The sequence below is a fragment of the Halolamina sp. C58 genome, from assembly GCF_051195095.1.
Taxonomy (GTDB): domain Archaea; phylum Halobacteriota; class Halobacteria; order Halobacteriales; family Haloferacaceae; genus Halolamina.
Genome location: NZ_JBNTJY010000001.1, coordinates 1 through 16,492 on the forward strand (window position 1 = coordinate 1; position 16,492 = coordinate 16,492).

The following is a 16,492-nucleotide window of genomic DNA, read 5'->3' on the forward strand; positions in this document are numbered from 1 at the left end:
CACGGAAGTTAAGCTCACCTACGTGTGGGCGAGTACTGGCGTGGGCGACCCGCTGGGAAAGTGCACTCGCCGTCTCTCTATTCATTGCGGTATTTTCGTCTTGTCGAGCGGTGAGCGAGTCGATCGCTTCCCGTTCGTTTTCGATACCCAGAGCGGATATCCCATCCGCCGCAACACGTATTTTTATACCCGTTCGGTTGTTGTAATCGACACGATGCCCGACGACGGCCCGGCACTCCTCTCGTTCGGGGTGGACCGGGCGATGCGGGCGCTACGCGAGCACGCGGCCGGACGGAACGTCATCGCGGTGCTGACCGACTCGACGGCCGACCAGTGGTATCGCCGTTGGGAGCGGTCCGGCGGCGACGCGACACAGCTGGCGATCGTCGACTGCTTCGACTTCACCCGTGGCGCCACGACGGAGACACGGACGAACGTCGTCTCGAACGAGCTCGTCGTCACCGAACTGGAGCGCCCACTCTCCGGCGAGGGGCTCCAGTCGGTGTACGATCGGTTCTTCGACGGCTGGGCCGAGAGCCCACGCGGGACCGTGGTGTACGTCGAGTCGCTGCGCGACCTCCGTGAGGACACCGACGGGGAGACCGTCGAGTCCCTGCTCGAACGGTTCCGTGCGCGCACCGCGCAGGACGGTTCGGGGATCGTCGCCGGCGTTCCCGACGATGCGGTGTGCGAGGCCGTCGCTTTCGGTGACGCGTTCACTGAAACCGTCGGCGAGCCGTCGTTCGACTCCGACGCGCCGACCGCGGTCCAGCGGCTCCGCGCGACCGACCCGACCACGTTCGGCTACTTCCGGCAGTACTGGCGGGACGCGATCGAGATCCTTGATCGGATCGACCGCTCGTACGTGCAGGCCGGCCAGCTCGACACCGAGCTCTCCTCGCGGACGCTCGGGGCGACGCTGTCGGCGCTGGCACAGCTCGACGCGCTCGCGGTCCGGGCCGACACCAACGGCCCGAACCGGTACGACTGCCGACGCTACGACCGCGAGCGCGCCGTGGAGCTCGGGCTCGCGGTCGAGCTACTCCCCGAGTGACGGCGCCTCGAGCGAGCTGTCGACGACGGTGCCATCCGGCTGGAGCGTCACCGTTCCGAGCATCGTCGTCTCCCCGGGCTCGTTCGCCGACGCGATCGCTCGAAGCGTCTCCTCCTGATCGAGCCGATCCCAGAGCACCTGCTCGACCATCCCTTGGAACGACTCGGGGTCGGTCCAGCCCGAGTCGATATCCGACGGCACCTGAACCACGACGCGCAGTTCGCTCTCAGTCACCCGAACTCCGACGCCGAACGTGTCGCCGTCGACCGCCTCGCCCGTCCCGTCGTCGCTCATACCCGGCTCTGGGTCCCGACGAGGCAAATCCCCTCCGGATCGACCGTGTGTGAGACTCACAGACTGGGACGGCGCCGATGGGACGGCTTTTGTCCGGGAACCACATCGGCTGTTCCAATGAGTTATCGGATCGGACTCGTCGGCAAGCCCTCCGTGGGCAAGTCGACGCTGTTCAACGCTGCGACGATGAACGACGTGCCGGAAGGCGCCTACCCCTTCACGACGATCGACCCGAGCGTGGGCGAGGCGTACGTCCGCGTGGAGTGTGCCGCCCCGGAGTTCGACGAGACGTGTACCCCGAGCGTCGGCTACTGCGACGACGGCACCCGGTTCGTCCCCGTCAAGCTCGTCGACGTGGCCGGCCTCATTCCCGGCGCTCACGAGGGGAACGGGCTCGGCAATCAGTTCCTCGCGGACCTGAACGAGACGGACGTGCTGGTCCACGTCGTCGACTTCTCCGGGGAGACTGACCTCGAGGGCGAGGCCACCGAGGGTCACGACCCCCGCGAGGACATCGCGTTCCTCGAAAACGAGATCGACATGTGGTATCTCGACGTGCTGGAGAAGGGGATCGAGCGTCACCTTTCGGGCTACCACGGCGGCGACGGCGACGTGGAGGCGGCGCTCGGCGAGCAGATGGACGCGTTCGGCATCGTCGAAGAGGAGATCAAACAGATCATCCTCGGGCAGGGGATCGGTTTCGACCCCGAGGCGTGGGACGACGAGGAGCGGGAGGAACTGGCCCGCGAGATCCGCAAGCGCACCAAGCCGATCGTGATCGCCGCGAACAAGATGGACACGCCCGCCGCCCAGGAGAACTGGGCCGAGATCACCGACGAGGCGCAGTACGACCACCTCGACTTCGTGCCCGTGAGCGCCCACGCCGAGAAGTCGCTGAAGAAGGCGAACGACGCGGGCGTCGTCGACTACACGCCCGGCGAAGCCGACTTCGAGATCGTCGGCGACGTGAGCGACGAACAGGAAGCGGGGCTCGAACAGATCCGCGAGTTCGTCGACGAGTACGACGGCACCGGCGTGCAGGACGTCCTCGAGACCGCGCTGTTCGAGACGCTGGGCTGTATCGGCGTGTTCCCCGGCAGCGCCAACGGGTCGAAAGACGAGAAGGGGGTGTTCCGTGACTGTTTCGTCCTCCCCGAGGGCGGCACCGTCGAGGACTTCGCGTACACCATCCACTCGGACGTGGGCGACGGGCTGCTCCACGGGATCGACTGCCGCTCCGGCCGACAGGTCGGCGCGGATCACGAGCTCGCCCACCGCGACGTGGTCGAGATCGTCACCACCGGCTGACCGCTGGCTACTTCTCCCCGCCGCCCGACGTGTCGACCGTGCAAGTCGAGTGCAAGCTGTTCGGTCCGTTCCGCGACGACGCCGGCGTCGAGGACGTGGGCGGCGAGTACGACCCCGGAACGACTGTGGGGGCGCTCCTGCGTGACCTCGAGGCGGCGTACCCCAGCCTCGACGGTCGACTCGTCGACGAGGAGGCCGGCGAAACCGAGGGCTCGACGGTCGTGACAGTCGACGAGAAGAACGTGACACACCTCGACGGGCTCGACACCGAACTCGATGACGGCGACGTAGTCCGGATCGTCCCCTCGGTGTACGGCGGGTAGCTCGCGGACGCGGCCGAACTCTCAGTCGTCGCCGGCCGCGGGCGCCACGGAGTCGACTTCAGTGTCGGGGACGGTGCCGTCCTCGTTCCACCCGCGGGCCGCGTAGTACTCCTGGACGGCCTCGGCGAGATCGGGGATCTCGTAGGGGAGGTCGTCGTCCGCCACGTCCTTGCCGCGCTTGTTGTTGAAGTGGCGCTCGCGCTCGATCGCCTCGGCGCCGATCTCCTGCAGTCGCTCGTACTCGACGCCGAACAGCTGTTCGAGGCGCTCGTCGGTCATGTAGTCGCCGCCGAACGCACAGATCACGCCCGAGTCCCGGACGACGTTGTGGTTCTCCAGTCCGACGAGGGTCTCAGCCTTGCCGAGCGTCCCCTCGGGGTCGACCTCGCCGGAGTACTCCAGCCCGAGCATCCCGCCGTACATGTGGTCGGCGCCGCGGTTCGCGACCGCGTAGGAGAGCCCCTGTCCGTGGAGCGTCCGGCCGTCGTGGGCCGCGAACTCCAGCCCCTTCACCGTGTAGTTGTCCACGCCCAGTTCCTCGTGAGCGCGGGCGGTCCCTTCCGCGAGCAGGTCGCCGATCCCCTCGCGGTGGGCGATCTTCTCCAGGGTCTCGTGGACCAGTTCGGCGTCGCCGAAGGCGTCCTCGCTCTTGAGGTAGGCGGCGACGGTGACGCCCGCGGAGATGGTGTCCATCCCGAGTTCGTCACAGAGCTCGTTCGAGATCATCACGTCGACGATGTCGCCGACCCCCTGACAGGTGCCGAACGAATAGACCGTCTCGAACTCTGGTCCCTCGGTCTCGACGCCCCGTTCCTCGTCTTTCGTGGGGAGCTTGCAGGCGTAGGCACACTGCGAGCAGGCGCCTTTCTTGTACTTCTTCTCCTCGACGGCGTCGCCGCCGATGCTCGCGATGCTCTCGAACTCGTAGTCGTCGAAGTACCGCGTCGGGATCGAGAAGTTGTCGTTGATGAACTCCGTGTTGCCCGTGGTCCCCTGCCGGCGCATCAGGTCGTCGCTGGTGGCGGCTTCGCGGTGGACGTCCATCGCCGGCGGGTCCGGGATCTCGACCTCGGGCGCGGAGTCGCCCTCGAACGTGACGCACTTGACGTTCTTCGATCCGAGCACGGCGCCGATGCCGCCGCGCCCGAACGCCCGCGAGTCGAACGTCATCACCGACGCGAACCGGACGAGGTTCTCGCCCGCCGGCCCGATCGTGATGCAGTTCTCCGGGCCGAGGTCGTGGTGGCTCTCCATGTACGCGGAGACGCGACTGGTCTCGGCGCCCTCGAGTTCGGGTACCGCCTCGAACTCGACTTCCGGGCCCTCGGGGCCATCGGTGACGTGGATCGCGAGCAGCTCGTCGCTCTCGCCGACCAGTTCGAGCACGGAGAGCCCCGCGCCGACGAAGTTCCGGGAGAGGTAGCCGCCGGCGTTGGTGGAGACGAGGCCGTCGGTCAGCGGCGAGAGCCCCGTCATGTTCATCCGGCCGGTGAAGGAGGTCCGACTCATCTGCATCGGCCCCGTGGAGAGGTACGCCCGGTTCTCCGGGCCGAACGGGTCGGCGTCGAAGGGGATGCGATCGTGGGCCAGCGCGGTCGCCGTCGCACGCCCGCCGATGGTCCGTTCGAGCACGCTGTCGATGTCGACGGTGTCGGCGCTCCGCTCCCCAACGTCGACGGTGAGCATCGGTCCCTTCGCGTGAAGCATGCGTGGTCGCTTCGATCCAGTGAGACTTATTCCTGTCCCCGGTTTTCGGCGGCCCGCCTCGCGCGCGTGCGAAACCGTTCGAAACCACTAAGGTCGGAGCGGAGCGAATACCCACTATCAAGGTCGCCGATGATACCTGATGCCACAGCCGCATCCGTGCTCCAGAGCGGGCTGGTCCCCGACGGGACACGGGTGCAAGTGTTCAGCGAGATCTACTGGGTGTTCCTCGTGCTCGGAACCCTGGTGGGAGCCGTCGTTATCGGCTACATGTTGTACAATGCGTATAAATACAGCTACGAGGGCGGCAGCGACGAGAAGGACCGCCCGAAGCTGGGAGAGGTCCCGACCGGCGGGGGGAAGGGGAAGAAGCTGTTCCTCTCGCTGAGCCTGAGCGCGATCATCGTCATCTCGCTCATCGCGTGGACCTACGGGACGCTGCTGTTCGTCGAAGGACAGACCGGCGAACAGGGCGTCGAGGTCGAGGTCGAGGGGTACCAGTTCGGCTGGAACTTCCACTACCTCAACGACGACGGGAGCTACGCGGGGGTGAACACCACGAACACGCTCCGCGTGCCGGTCGACAGGCAGGTGAACTTGCAGGTGACGTCGTCGGACGTGTTCCACAACTTCGGGATCCCCGAACTCCGGGTGAAGTCGGACGCGATCCCCGGACAGACGACGGACACGTGGTTCGAGGCCAGCGACACGGGCACGTACACGGCCAACTGCTACGAGCTATGTGGGCAGGGTCACTCCTACATGACCGCGGAAGTGATCGTGATGCCACAGGACGAGTACCAGGACTGGTACGCGTCCCAGAACGCGTCCGCGAACAACGAGTCCGCCGCCAGCGTCGCGGCGGCGGGGGTGTAACGCATGACAGACGACACACAACCACGAACTGACGGCGGCACGGCACTGCCGGGTGACAGCCACGACGACAGCCACCTCCCGCCGCGGTGGTCGCTGAAGCGCTGGCTCGTCACGACCAACCACAAGGACGTCGGCATCCTCTACCTCGCGACGGCGATGTTCTTCCTCATCTTCGGCGGGGTGCTCGCGCTGCTGATCCGCGCCCAGATGTGGACGCCGCGAGCCCCCGGCGAGGGGATCCTCTCGGCGATGGCGTACAACCAGGCCGTCTCGCTACACGGCCTGATCATGGTGTTCTGGTTCATTTCGCCGTTCGCGACCGGGTTCGCCAACTACGTCGTGCCGCTCCAGATCGGCGCGGAGGACCTGGCGTTCCCCCGGCTGAACGCGCTGTCGTACTGGCTCTACCTCGCCTCGGGCATCCTGGTGTTCGCGTCGTTCTTCCAGGGCGCCTCCTACGCGGGCGGGTGGACGCTGTACGCGCCGCTGAACATCCCGGCGTTCATGCCGAGCATCGGGGCGACGACGACGGTGTTGGCGATCGTGGTGTTCTGCGCCTCGGTCACGGTGGGTGGGGTGAACTTCATCACCACCATCCACCGCATGCGGGCGCCCGGCCTGACGATGCGCTCGCTGCCGCTGTTCACCTGGTCGTGGCTGCTGACGGTCTGGATGATGCTGCTCGCCTTCGCGGCGCTGCTGGCGGCGGCGATGATCCTGCTGTCGGACCGCATGCTCGGGACGACGTACTTCGCCGCGACGACCGCGGGCGGGTCCGTGCTGTGGACCCACCTGTTCTGGTTCTTCGGCCACCCCGAGGTGTACATCGTGTTCTTCCCGGCGCTGGGCGCGATGGCGGAGATCTTCCAGACGTTCTCGGGCAACCGGATCGTCGGCCGGAAGTGGTTCATCGTCTCGATGGTGCTGGTGGCGCTGCAGAGCTTCATCGTCTGGATGCACCACATGTTCCTCACCTCGATCAACCTCGAGGTGAAGACGCTGTTCATGGCGACCACCATCGGGATCTCGCTGCCGTTCGACCTGATGGTGTTCGCGCTGATCTACACCTTGATCAAGGGACGGATCAGGTGGGACACGCCGATGCTGTACGCCTTCGGTGCGCTCGTGCTGTTCATCGTCGGCGGGATCACCGGCGTGTTCCTCGGCGCGGTCGTGCTCGACTACGAGTTCCGCGGCACCTACTGGGTCGTCGCCCACTTCCACTACGTGATGGTCTCGGGGGTGACGGGCCTGATCGCGGGGCTGTTCTACTGGTTCCCGAAGATAACCGGGAAGACGTACGACGAGTTCCTCGGGAAGGTGAGCTTCGCGGTGTACTTCACCGGGTTCAATCTGCTGTACTTCCCGCTGTTCCTCGCGTGGGGGACGCCCCGGCGCGTGTTCGCGTACCGGCCGGAGTACCTCCCGTGGCACCGCCTCGCCTCGGTGGGTGCGGTGATCCTCGGGATTTCGTTCCTGCTGATCATCTACAACCTCGCGAAGAGCATCGTCGCGGGCGACGACGCCGCGGCGAACCCGTGGCCGTACTCGACGACCGCGGAGTGGGCGGTCTCCTCGCCGCCGCCGATGGAGAACTTCCCCGGCACGCCGTCGTACGCCAGCGGCTCGCTCGAGTTCCTGCGTGACGACGAACCGACGGGCGCGGCGGCCGCCGACGGCGGCACGACCGCGACCGACGGCGGCCACGCGGCCGCACTCGAGTCGGCGCACGACGACGGTGGACACGTCGATCACGCCAGTTACTGGCCGTTCGCGATCGGCCTGTTCACCGTGGTCACGGCGATCGGCTTCTCCGGCCTCCAGACCGGGAGCTTCCCGGCCGGCCTCGAAGGGACGTTCTACGCCGCGGCCTCCGTGCTCGGCGTGCTCGGCCTGATCGGCTCGGTCTCGTTCATGGGGTACGAGAACTTCACCGCCCACGAGGGCGGCTTCGGCGAGACGTGGCCGTTCGGCGGCGTCGAGAACACGAAGATGGGCATGTGGGTGTTCCTGGCCTCCGACGTGGTGCTGTTCGGGGCGTTCATCGGCGCGGCCATCTTCCTGCGTGTGGCCTACGGCTGGACGCAGTGGCACCCGATCCCGCACAACCCCATCCCGGGCTTGGTCAACACGTACCTGCTGTTGACCAGCTCGTTCACGGTGATCCTCTCGCTGGTCGCCGCCCAGAAGCGCAGTCGGAAGGGCGTCGTCGCGAGCCTCGTCGTGACGTTCCTGCTCGGGCTGGCGTTCCTCGTGAACAAGGCGATCGAGTGGGTCGTCCTGTTCCAGGGAACCGAGGAGTACGCGCCGATCGCGCTGGACTCCAGCGTGCGCGCCTCGACGTACTTCCTGACGACGGGCCTGCACATGGGCCACGTGATCGCGGGGCTGCTCGTCACCGCCTACCTGATCTGGCGCGCCTGGAACGGCGCGTACGTCAACGGCGACGACGAGCCCCTGGAGTACTTCGGGCTGTACTGGCACTTCGTGGACATCGTGTGGCTGTTCCTGTTCCCGATGTTCTACATCATCTAGACCAATGGCACGAACAAAACTCTACACCGGGATCTACGTGGCACTGTTCGTCATCGCGACGATGCAGGTCGGCGTCGAGCAGATCGGTCTGCTCGAGAACAGCTACCTGCTCGCGCTCGGCCTGATCACCGCGCTCTCGCTGATCAAGGCGGTGATGGTCGCGGGCTACTTCCAACATCTCGTCTGGGAGCCCCGCTCGGTGACGTACGTGATGCTGCTGGGGTTCGTCGGCTTCCTGGCGCTCACGGTCGCGGCGTCGTACTCGATCCAGTAAGACGCCGCCGCAGTCGCGGCTTTTTGCGAACGATAGTCGAACGCTAACAGCCCCCGGTGTTCCGGGTCCCGACCATCGGGACACGTGGGCTTGGCAGTCGTCTCCGACAGCCACGTCGTCGAGGAACACCGGCCCCGAGGCGGCCGCCTTACCTCGGGTCAGTGACCGGCGCCGGCCCCGCCGAGCGCGCGACGATGATGACCGTCGACGCCGAGAACGGCGAGATCGTGACGCTGCACTGCCCCTTTCAGGTCCAGACGAACGTGTAGCTGTAGAGGAACACGAACGCGATCAGCGTCAGCACCGCGAGCACCTTGATGTGGAACTTGAACAGCTCGTCGCTCTCGCGGTCGTCGGCCGCGGCGTAGCGCTCGGCCTCCGCCTCGGTCAGCGCGTCGGGGTGTTCCTCGCCGAGATGCAGCGCGTGGAGGTGCTCGGACGCGAACGGGCGCCCACAGTACGGACAGCGCTCGGCGTCGTCGTCGACGGCGAACGCCGCCTCGGCGTGCCCTCGTTCGGACTCGTCGGTGGTGGATTGGTCGGTCATGGTCAGATGAAGGGGGCGTCGATCGTCGGCTGTGCGAGCAGCCAGAGCCCCGTGATCGTGTACAGCACCATCACGATCACGTAGGGGTACTGGCTCCGGATCGGCTGAAGCCGGCCGGTGAACAGGTCGAACGCCCGGGCGTGGGCGGCCCACACCGCGAGCAGGTGGCCCGACAGCACCGCGACGGGGCCGACCCAGCTGATCCACCCCGGCAGCCCGAGCACCGGCGGCGCGATCGGCGGCGACAGCGGGCTCAGGGTGACGACGACCGACGCCGGGAGCTGGGTCAGGAAGTACGGGAAGTAGTGCCCGAAGTGGTAGCCCGCCGCGATGGGAACCAGCGCGGGCGCGAACGCGGCGGCGATCCGCGGCGCCGAGCGGTACGTCCGCCCGCTGGTCCGCACGCGCTTCGACGCGCCCCAGTAGACGCCGAAGAACAGCGCGTAGCCGCCGAGCATCGCGCCGAAGTACGCCAGCGCCGCGGGAACGCCCGCGCGGACGATCGGCGCCGCGATCGACTGCCAGCCGGGGGTCGCGACGAACCCGTCGAACGTCGTCACCCACAGCAGCGCGATCACGAAGCCGACCTCGCTGGCCACCGTCGTCGCGTCGGCGTCCGCCTCGGTCAGCGCCGCGCCGGGCGCGGCCAGTTCGAGGCCGTCGTCGGTGCGCTGGATCGGCGCGACGCGGCCGTACAGCTCGAACACGCCCGAGATGGGGTCGATCTGTGTCCGCCACGTCTCGTGGCCGAGCAGCGCGCTCCCGACGACGGTCGCGACGAGGTACGCGCCGACGACGACGGTCAGCTGTGTCGGGTTCGACGCCACCGCGGTGACGACCTCCAGCCAGACGAGCAGCAACAGCCCCGCGACTGCGGGCCAGCGCCCCACCCAGTCGGGCAGCGAAACCGTCCCGTCGCCGGCGAGCGGCGCCGCGAGCCGGCCGAACGGATTGAGCGCGGGCCAGCTGTTCCCGGCGAGGTAGGTGCTGGCGGTGAATCCGGCCCACCACACCACCCAGACCAGCAGCACCGCGAAGTTCCGTGCGGCCTCGGGCGGGCCGAACACGCCCGTCACGACGACGCCGGCGAGCCCGAGCAGGCCGACGGCGCCGCCGACGGGCCCGCCCCAGCGGCGGATCGTTTCGCCGCCGGGGATGGTCACGCGGTAGTCGTGGTAGGACTCCAGCAGGTCGCGGTCGGTGACGAAGCTGGTGAGCAGAAACGAGACGGCGACGACGCCGCCGCCGGTCATCAGGAACAGCCACGTCGGCGTGTCGACGTTGCCCGAGGTGATCCCCGGGCCGCCGTGGGCGCGGGCCGGCGCCGCGAACAGCGTCACCGACAGCAGGACTGCGAGCCAGCGCGTTCCCGTGCCGGCCACGGCCGATCGGACGGACGCTGCGAGTCGGCGGGCGTCTCCCCGGCGTCGCCGGGCCGACACCGAGCGCTGGCGGTGTGTACTCACGTCTCTCCGAAACTCGGGTCGGGAGCTACAGGAACGTTTCGCAACCGGCTCAGGCGCCGGTCAGCAGGTTCACCGTGATCACGAGCACGAGCAGCAGCCCCAGCACCCACGAGCCGGCCATCACGGCCGCCGCGCGCCGGTAGCCGCGGGCCTTCGCGGCCGCGTAGGTGCCGTAGAAGAGGTAGAAGACGAACGCCGCCGCCAGCGCGCCGCCGACCGCCGCGCCGCCGATCGCGACGATCGAGCCGGAGAACGAGTCGCCGCTCACGAACAGCGTCGCGCCGCCCCCGACCGCGAGCGCCACGACGATGAACGCTAGCGTCCATGCCGACTCGTTGCCGGCGAGGGAGCTCCAGACCGACTGGTCGTGCTGGAGCCCCGGCGTGTACTTTTTCCAGCCCCGACCTACCGTCGCCGCCACGACGGCGACGAGGAGGACTGCCATCAGCGCCGCACTCACGAGGTAGATCGTCGATGCCATAGTGCGCTCCGTTAGCGAAATATGGCCACGGCGAGGGTATAAAGATTCGTTTCTCCGTCGTGGCCCGCTCAGTCGAACGTCACCCACGCCAGGAACGCCAGCGCCACCGTCTCGAGCACGTGGAACAGCAGCATGGCGTACCACGCCTCCGGGGGAACACTCGTACTGAACCACGCCGACAGCTTCGGATCCACGAGGTAGTAGTAGAGGGAGAACGCGTTCTCCGCCAGCAGCAGCAGCGCGAACACCAGCATCCCGAGGGTGTGTTTCGACCCGAGCTGCAGGTAGTTCCGGCCCCAGACCCAGCAGAGCCCCAGCAACAGCAGGACGTTGATGCCGACCGCGACCTGTGCGGCGGTGACGAGCGTGCTCATCGATCGGGCTCCCCTCGGGGTGTGTTCGGGCTCATGGTTGCTCCAGTCCGCTGGTGATCTCCTCGACGACGTCCCAGTGCTCGCGGGCGCGGTCGGTGGGCAGGTACACCGCACCGTACTCGTCGCCGCTGGACTCGACCACGTCGTTCTCCGCCAGCACGTCGAGGTGGTGTGTGACGGTGTCGTAGTTGAGGTCGAGCGCCTCGGCCAACTGGTTCGGGTTCCGTGGTCGCTCCTCGACGGCCCGGAGCACCCGGGCCCGGTTGGGCCCGCCACGGGTCCCGGAAAGCACGTACCAGAGGGCCGCCTCCATCGTCCGTACCGACTCCCCCGACCTACCTAAGCCCACCGGCCAGCCGTCCCGGGAGTGGCTGCCGGCTCACTCGACGATGAACTGGCTCGCGACCTCGCGGACCTCGGCCATCGTCATCGGCTCGTCGACGCCGTTGGGGAACGGGGAGTCGACGTTGAGCTCGTTCAGGAAGCTCGCGTGCCGGGCCTCCACGGAGTGGATGCTGATCGCGGCCTCGAACACCGCGTCCGCGGAGACCGTCCCCGCGGCACCGGCGTAGGCGGCGACGCCGGTGTTCTCCAGCGCCTTCGCGACGCCGAGGAACTCCGAGGGCGTCTCGTAGCCGAAGTCGTAGTTCGCCTCCTCGACGGGCGTCCCCCCGAGCTGTTCGATCGTGTCGCCGAGCGCGCTCACGTGGGCTGCCTCGTGGTCGCCGACCATCGCGAGGTGGCCGGGCACTTTCTCTCGCACCGCGGTCCCGTAGTCGCTCAGCACGTCGGCGTTCATCAACTCCTCGTCGCTGAACCCCGCGAGCCCGTCGCGGTAGAACGCGTTCTCGAGGTGTTCGAGTGTGAGCGCGTAGTTCAGCACGTCCACGTCGCTGGTGTCGTTCTCGGCCTTCCGGTCGTGGGTCGGACGCTCCGCGTCGAGTTCGTAGGCGCTCGGGTCGACCTCCCTCGTCACGAACTGGCCGGCGATCTCGAGCACCTCGTCGACGGACTTGGCCTCGTCGACGGCGTTCGGGAACGGCGCCCGGTCGTTGACGAGGTTCAGAAAGGCCGCGTGGCGTGCCTCGACGGAGTGGATCCCCGCGGCGACCGAGAGCAGCTCGTTGTTCACCACCTTCGGCGCGGCGCCGGCGTAGGCGGCGACGCCGGTGTTCTCCAGCGCCATCCCGACCGCGAAGAACTCCGAGGGGGTCTCGTAGCCGAACTCGTACTCCCCTTCCGGGATCGGCTCGCCGTCGAGTTCCTCGATGGTCGCCGACAGCGCCTCCACGTGTGCCTGCTCGTGGGCGCCGACGGTGCGGAGGTACTCCGGCACCTGCATCCGCACCGTCTCGTTGAACGACGACAGCGCGTCGGCGTTCATCAGCTCGTCGTCGCTGAACGTCTCCAGCCCGTCGCGGTAGAACACGTTCTCCAAGTGCTCCAGCGTGAGCGCGTAGTTCAGCACCGGCACGTCCGGCGCCGCGGGCTGGGACGTCGCCGTTGGCTCCTCGGTGGGCGTCGGCGTCGCCGTGTCGGTCATCGTCGCCATCGGCTCGTCGGTCGGCGTCTCGGTGCCGTCGCCGCCGGAACAGCCGGCCAGCCCGACCGCCGAGGCGACTGCCACGGTGCCGAGGAAGCCGCGTCGAGTGCGCCGCGAGTCGTCGTCGCCGCCTGAGTTACTGGGGAACATCTCCACTCGGTTCGAGGGCGGACACCCCCTTACGTATTTTCCGAATTTTGACACAAATTCCGCGGAACTCCGGGGGAGCCGAGGGGGAATTTCGTCCGGAATCAGTCGCCGTGTGGCGGTCGACGGCTCGCGAAGCTCGTCGCTCAGGGAGGCAGAGTCGAGAGAAATGCTCCGGCTGGGATTCGAACCGGAGCAAGACGTTCCGGGATGCTCACTTCGTTGCGCTTCCGGGCTGCGACTCGCAGGCTTCGAATCATGACTCGATTTCGTCGACGCCGACTCGCGGTTAGCGAAGCTCACCGCTCGGACGTTGGCGTCGACAGAAATGCTCCGGCTGGGATTCGAACCCAGGTCATCACCGTGAGAGGGTGATATGATTGGCCGGACTACACCACCAGAGCGCTTCGCATCCAACGGTAGCGGGGTAGAACGTAAAACCGTTGCGTTTCCTCGCCGCCGTGTGGCGGATTCGCAGATCGCAGGGCTGTATCGTGGGGGCGGCGACCGGCTACCGAACGCGCTCGCCGCCGAGGTACACCCGCTCGGGCGACTGCCACGCCTGCACGTCCTCGAGGGGGTTCTCGGGGAGGACGAGCAGGTCCGCACGGTACCCCTTCTCGACCAGCCCCGTGTCGTCGAGGCCGAGCAGGTCGGCGGCGTTGACCGTCGCCGCCTCCAGCGCGCCCCGCTCGTCGAGGCCGTACTCGACCATGTAGGCGAGCTCGTGGGCGGCGTCGGCGTGGTCGTTGAACGGCGTGCCCGCGTCGGTGCCCATCGCTATCGGGACGCCCGCGTCGAGCGCGTACTCCCACGCGGCGGCCATCCGCTCGGCGGCGTCCTGCCCCTTTTCGACGGCCTGCTGGGGGATGCCGGCGTCGCTGTTCTCGACGATCCCCTTCAGCGCCGCCAGCGTCGGCACCCAGTAGGTGTCCCGATCGGCCATCAGTTCGGCGGCCTCCTCGTCCATGAACGTCCCGTGCTCGACGCTGTCGATCCCCGCGCGGACGGCGTTTTTGATCCCCTGCGTGCCGTGACAGTGGGCCGCCGTGGGGCGGCCGGCGGTGTGGGCCGTATCGACGAGCGCGTCCAGCTCCTCGGGTGTGAGCTCCGGGGCGCCGGTCTGGGCGCCGGTGGTCAGCACGCCGCCGGTGGCCATACACTTGATCACGTCGGCGCCGGCTTTGAGCTGTTCGCGGACCGCCTTCCGCACCTCGTCGGTCCCGTCGGCCTCGCGGCCGAACCAGTGGCCGTGGCCGCCGGTCATGACGACGTTCTCTCCGGCGGCCTGCACGCGTGGGCCGAGCAGCGTGTCGTTCGCGACCGCCGCGCCGGCGTCGATCGCGACCGTCGCGGGCGCGCCCAGATCTCGGGTCGCGACGACGCCCGCCTTCGCCTGCTTTCGGAGGTTCTCGGCGGCGCGGTACGCGAGCGTCGCCTCGCTGTCGCCCTGCACGCTCTCGGCGTCGGCCCGGGCGTCCATCATCAGGTGGACGTGGCTGTCGATCATCCCCGGCACGACGAACTGTCCGGACACGTCGACGCGCTCGTCGGGGTTCTCGTCGCTCGCGTCGCCGACGACCGCGACGCTGCCGTCGTCGATCAGTACGTCCGCCAGCCGCGCGCCCTCGGCGTCGACTACCGTCCCGCCTTCGAGTAACTGCATGGCCGTCGGTGGTGGCGCCGACTACCTAAAGCGTCGGGTGGCGGCGAGAAGCGATCCGCGGCGGGAGATCGGGCTTCGTTACTCTTCGGAGTCGTCGGCCTCGTCGTCGGCCTCGTCTTCGAGCGCACCGAGCAGCTCCGCGATCTCCTCGGTCTCGTACGTCTCGTACCCGTCGTCGATCGTGATCGAGACGACCGAGAGCGAGTCGGCCTCGATCTCCTCTTCGTGTTCACGCAGGCTCCGGAGCACGAGGTTCAGCCCCTCGTCGAGGCTGAGGTCGTCGGACCAGCCGTCCTCGAGCACGCCCTGGATCTCCTCGCGGCCGCCGCCGATGATGGTGGCCTTCCACTCGTGGGGCGTCCCCGAGGGGTCGGCGCTGAACAGGCGCGGCGTCCCCTTCTCGCCCTCGACGCCGCCCTCGATCCCGCCGATCAGGAGCGCGGCGCCGTACGGCCGGGTGCCGCCCATCTGGGTGTTCTCCTGGATGTGGTCGGTGATGTACTTGGTGAGCGTCTCGACGCCGATCGCCTCGCCGTAGCGCAGATGGTTGCTCTGAGCCATCTGGCGGGCGAAGTCGATCAGCTGGCGCGCGTCGGCCACGTGGCCGGCGGAGGCGCCGCCGATGTGGTCGTCGAGCTTGTGGATCTTCTCGATGCTCTCGGACTCCATCAGCTCGGAGCTCGCTTGGGCCTGTGCGGCGAGGACGACGCCCTCCTCCGTCCGGACGCCCACGCTGGGTGCGCCACGCGAGACGGCCTCGCGAGCGTACTCCACCTGGTAGATCCGGCCGTCCGGGGAGAACAGCGACGTCCCGCGGTCGTAGGCCTGCTGGTCGTTTCCTCTCATCGGGAACCCTCCGCCGCAGAGACGGCTTCGCTGTCGGTCATCGACTATCGATACGCCCCCCCGACTGAAAAACCCTGCCTAAGCGGGATTTTACAACCCCTATCGCTGCTGGCGATCTCGGGTCGTCGCGTGAGACGGGACGCGGCCGGGCTCGTGCCGCTCGGTTCGGGGATTTATGCCGCCGTGGTCCGCGGCGTACGTATGGCCCGTGCCACCGTCTGTCTCACCGTCGACTTCGACGCCGTCTCGCCGTGGCTCCACGCCGGCGAGTTCGCCGACTCGCCCGTCCAACGCTCCCGCGGCCGCTTCGGCGCCGAGGTGGGCGCGCCGCGGCTGCTCGACCTGTTCGACCGCCTCGACGTGCCGACGACGTGGTTCGTCCCGGGGCACACGATCGACTCCTTCCCCGAGCCCTGTGAGCGCGTCGTCGACGCCGGCCACGAGATCGGCCACCACGGCTGGAGTCACACCCCGCCCGGCGAGTACGAGAGACGCGAGGCCGAGCGCGCCGACGTGGCCCGCGGGATCGAGAGCATCGAGTCGCTGACCGGCGCCCCGCCGGCGGGCTATCGCTCGCCGTCGTGGGACTTCTCGCCGCACACGGTGTCGATCCTCCGGGAGTTCGGCTTCGAGTACTCCTCCAGCGGGATGGCCCGGGAGTTCGAGCCGTACGAGCTCACCGACGAGCACGCGCCCGTCGACGAGCCGTACGAGGTCGGCGAGCCGGTGGGGATCACCGAGGTGCCCGTCTCCTGGCAGCGCGACGACTACCCCGCACTGGCGTTCTCGGGCAACCGCGCGTTCTCGGACGAGGCGGCGGTGTTCGACCACTGGCGCCGGCAGTTCGACTGGCTGTACGAGCAGCACGAGGGGACGCGATCCGGCGGCGGCGTGTACGTCCTCACGCTCCACCCACAGGTCAGCGGCCGGAGCCCCCGGCCGTCGATGCTCCGGGAGCTGATCGAGCACATGGCCGCCAAGCCGGGCGTCGAGTTCGCGACGGTCGGCGAGGTGGTCTGATCCCGTCCCGAAACTGTTTGGCCTCTCGCGGTCC

General features: G+C 68.1%; 17 protein-coding genes and 1 tRNA gene. 7 read left to right on the plus strand and 11 right to left on the minus strand.

The genetic code is table 11. The annotated features are described in order from the left end of the window. The first annotated feature begins 214 nt into the window (after positions 1 to 214). Complete coding sequence (locus ACQUSM_RS00005; RefSeq protein WP_435114834.1) at positions 215 to 1,054, plus strand: DUF7504 family protein; 840 nt, start codon at positions 215 to 217, stop codon at positions 1,052 to 1,054. Here ACQUSM_RS00005 and ACQUSM_RS00010 read toward each other — a convergent pair. Continuing rightward, a complete protein-coding gene (locus tag ACQUSM_RS00010) occupies positions 1,040 to 1,348 on the minus strand; it encodes a hypothetical protein (RefSeq protein ID WP_435114835.1) in 309 nt (102 codons plus the stop codon). The two genes, ACQUSM_RS00005 and ACQUSM_RS00010, sit on opposite strands and share 15 nt — an antisense overlap. Positions 1,349 to 1,465: 117 nt before the next feature. Here ACQUSM_RS00010 and ACQUSM_RS00015 point away from each other — a divergent pair, with 117 nt between their 5' ends. After that, positions 1,466 to 2,656, plus strand: a complete 1,191-nt coding sequence (locus tag ACQUSM_RS00015) for a redox-regulated ATPase YchF (RefSeq protein WP_435114836.1) — start codon at positions 1,466 to 1,468, stop codon at positions 2,654 to 2,656. A 38-nt stretch (positions 2,657 to 2,694) separates the two neighbouring features. After that, positions 2,695 to 2,979 carry a ubiquitin-like small modifier protein 1 gene (locus tag ACQUSM_RS00020; protein ID WP_435114837.1) on the plus strand — a complete coding sequence of 95 codons (285 nt, stop codon included), beginning with the start codon at positions 2,695 to 2,697 and terminating at the stop codon, positions 2,977 to 2,979. 21 nt (positions 2,980 to 3,000) lie between these two features. On the opposite strand, the gene ACQUSM_RS00025 is transcribed toward ACQUSM_RS00020, so the two are convergent. Beyond that, a complete protein-coding gene (locus tag ACQUSM_RS00025) occupies positions 3,001 to 4,686 on the minus strand; it encodes an aldehyde ferredoxin oxidoreductase C-terminal domain-containing protein (RefSeq protein ID WP_435114838.1) in 1,686 nt (561 codons plus the stop codon). A 129-nt stretch (positions 4,687 to 4,815) separates the two neighbouring features. Between ACQUSM_RS00025 and coxB the strand changes: the two genes are divergently transcribed. Genes coxB through ACQUSM_RS00040 form a run of 3 tightly spaced genes read left to right on the plus strand, consistent with a single transcriptional unit; the run spans position 4,816 to position 8,368 of the window. Next, a complete protein-coding gene (coxB, locus tag ACQUSM_RS00030; protein WP_435114839.1) occupies positions 4,816 to 5,559 on the plus strand; it encodes a cytochrome c oxidase subunit II in 744 nt (247 codons plus the stop codon). A gap of 3 nt (positions 5,560 to 5,562) precedes the next feature. Further along, complete coding sequence (locus ACQUSM_RS00035) at positions 5,563 to 8,094, plus strand: cbb3-type cytochrome c oxidase subunit I (protein ID WP_435114840.1); 2,532 nt, start codon at positions 5,563 to 5,565, stop codon at positions 8,092 to 8,094. Positions 8,095 to 8,098: 4 nt separating this feature from the next. Beyond that, a complete protein-coding gene (locus tag ACQUSM_RS00040) occupies positions 8,099 to 8,368 on the plus strand; it encodes a cytochrome C oxidase subunit IV family protein (protein WP_379732407.1) in 270 nt (89 codons plus the stop codon). A gap of 247 nt (positions 8,369 to 8,615) precedes the next feature. Here ACQUSM_RS00040 and ACQUSM_RS00045 read toward each other — a convergent pair whose 3' ends face one another. The 9 genes from ACQUSM_RS00045 to ACQUSM_RS00085 all read right to left on the minus strand — a co-directional run bounded on the left by ACQUSM_RS00045 (position 8,616) and on the right by ACQUSM_RS00085 (position 15,438). Further along, entirely contained in the window at positions 8,616 to 8,915 is a 300-nt protein-coding gene (locus tag ACQUSM_RS00045) for a DUF7410 domain-containing protein (protein WP_435114841.1), read from the minus strand. Positions 8,916 to 8,917: 2 nt separating this feature from the next. After that, entirely contained in the window at positions 8,918 to 10,381 is a 1,464-nt protein-coding gene (locus tag ACQUSM_RS00050) for a hypothetical protein (protein ID WP_435114842.1), read from the minus strand. A 49-nt stretch (positions 10,382 to 10,430) separates the two neighbouring features. Then, positions 10,431 to 10,862 (minus strand): hypothetical protein, encoded by a 432-nt coding sequence (locus ACQUSM_RS00055; RefSeq protein WP_435114843.1) that lies wholly within the window; start codon positions 10,860 to 10,862, stop codon positions 10,431 to 10,433. Positions 10,863 to 10,930: 68 nt separating this feature from the next. Beyond that, on the minus strand, positions 10,931 to 11,236 hold the full coding sequence (locus tag ACQUSM_RS00060) for a hypothetical protein (RefSeq protein ID WP_435114844.1): 306 nt from the start codon (positions 11,234 to 11,236) through the stop codon (positions 10,931 to 10,933). A gap of 31 nt (positions 11,237 to 11,267) precedes the next feature. Further along, positions 11,268 to 11,549, minus strand: a complete 282-nt coding sequence (locus ACQUSM_RS00065; RefSeq protein ID WP_435114845.1) for a winged helix-turn-helix domain-containing protein — start codon at positions 11,547 to 11,549, stop codon at positions 11,268 to 11,270. 66 nt (positions 11,550 to 11,615) lie between these two features. Beyond that, positions 11,616 to 12,929, minus strand: coding sequence for a ferritin-like domain-containing protein (locus tag ACQUSM_RS00070; protein WP_435114846.1), 1,314 nt, complete (start codon positions 12,927 to 12,929; stop codon positions 11,616 to 11,618). A gap of 326 nt (positions 12,930 to 13,255) precedes the next feature. Continuing rightward, positions 13,256 to 13,330 (minus strand) — tRNA-Glu (locus tag ACQUSM_RS00075). A gap of 107 nt (positions 13,331 to 13,437) precedes the next feature. Next, complete coding sequence (locus tag ACQUSM_RS00080; protein ID WP_435114847.1) at positions 13,438 to 14,592, minus strand: amidohydrolase family protein; 1,155 nt, start codon at positions 14,590 to 14,592, stop codon at positions 13,438 to 13,440. Positions 14,593 to 14,670: 78 nt separating this feature from the next. Beyond that, a complete protein-coding gene (locus tag ACQUSM_RS00085) occupies positions 14,671 to 15,438 on the minus strand; it encodes an archaeal proteasome endopeptidase complex subunit alpha (protein WP_435114848.1) in 768 nt (255 codons plus the stop codon). Positions 15,439 to 15,639: 201 nt separating this feature from the next. Here ACQUSM_RS00085 and ACQUSM_RS00090 point away from each other — a divergent pair, with 201 nt between their 5' ends. Beyond that, positions 15,640 to 16,458 carry a polysaccharide deacetylase family protein gene (locus ACQUSM_RS00090; protein ID WP_435114849.1) on the plus strand — a complete coding sequence of 273 codons (819 nt, stop codon included), beginning with the start codon at positions 15,640 to 15,642 and terminating at the stop codon, positions 16,456 to 16,458. Positions 16,459 to 16,492: the final 34 nt, after the last annotated feature.

What these genes read in the sequence shown, in the direction of transcription:
- ACQUSM_RS00005 (WP_435114834.1), top strand. Translation starts at nt 215, where the DNA reads ATGCCCGACGACGGCCCGGCACTCCTCTCGTTCGGGGTGGACCGGGCG.
- ACQUSM_RS00055 (WP_435114843.1), bottom strand. Translation starts at nt 10,862, where the DNA reads ATGGCATCGACGATCTACCTCGTGAGTGCGGCGCTGATGGCAGTCCTC.
- ACQUSM_RS00070 (WP_435114846.1), bottom strand. Translation starts at nt 12,929, where the DNA reads ATGTTCCCCAGTAACTCAGGCGGCGACGACGACTCGCGGCGCACTCGA.
- ACQUSM_RS00015 (WP_435114836.1), top strand. Translation starts at nt 1,466, where the DNA reads ATGAGTTATCGGATCGGACTCGTCGGCAAGCCCTCCGTGGGCAAGTCG.
- ACQUSM_RS00010 (WP_435114835.1), bottom strand. Translation starts at nt 1,348, where the DNA reads ATGAGCGACGACGGGACGGGCGAGGCGGTCGACGGCGACACGTTCGGC.
- ACQUSM_RS00035 (WP_435114840.1), top strand. Translation starts at nt 5,563, where the DNA reads ATGACAGACGACACACAACCACGAACTGACGGCGGCACGGCACTGCCG.
- ACQUSM_RS00065 (WP_435114845.1), bottom strand. Translation starts at nt 11,549, where the DNA reads ATGGAGGCGGCCCTCTGGTACGTGCTTTCCGGGACCCGTGGCGGGCCC.
- ACQUSM_RS00025 (WP_435114838.1), bottom strand. Translation starts at nt 4,686, where the DNA reads ATGCTTCACGCGAAGGGACCGATGCTCACCGTCGACGTTGGGGAGCGG.
- ACQUSM_RS00040 (WP_379732407.1), top strand. Translation starts at nt 8,099, where the DNA reads ATGGCACGAACAAAACTCTACACCGGGATCTACGTGGCACTGTTCGTC.
- ACQUSM_RS00085 (WP_435114848.1), bottom strand. Translation starts at nt 15,438, where the DNA reads ATGAGAGGAAACGACCAGCAGGCCTACGACCGCGGGACGTCGCTGTTC.
- ACQUSM_RS00090 (WP_435114849.1), top strand. Translation starts at nt 15,640, where the DNA reads ATGGCCCGTGCCACCGTCTGTCTCACCGTCGACTTCGACGCCGTCTCG.
- ACQUSM_RS00080 (WP_435114847.1), bottom strand. Translation starts at nt 14,592, where the DNA reads ATGCAGTTACTCGAAGGCGGGACGGTAGTCGACGCCGAGGGCGCGCGG.
- coxB (WP_435114839.1), top strand. Translation starts at nt 4,816, where the DNA reads ATGATACCTGATGCCACAGCCGCATCCGTGCTCCAGAGCGGGCTGGTC.
- ACQUSM_RS00060 (WP_435114844.1), bottom strand. Translation starts at nt 11,236, where the DNA reads ATGAGCACGCTCGTCACCGCCGCACAGGTCGCGGTCGGCATCAACGTC.
- ACQUSM_RS00045 (WP_435114841.1), bottom strand. Translation starts at nt 8,915, where the DNA reads ATGACCGACCAATCCACCACCGACGAGTCCGAACGAGGGCACGCCGAG.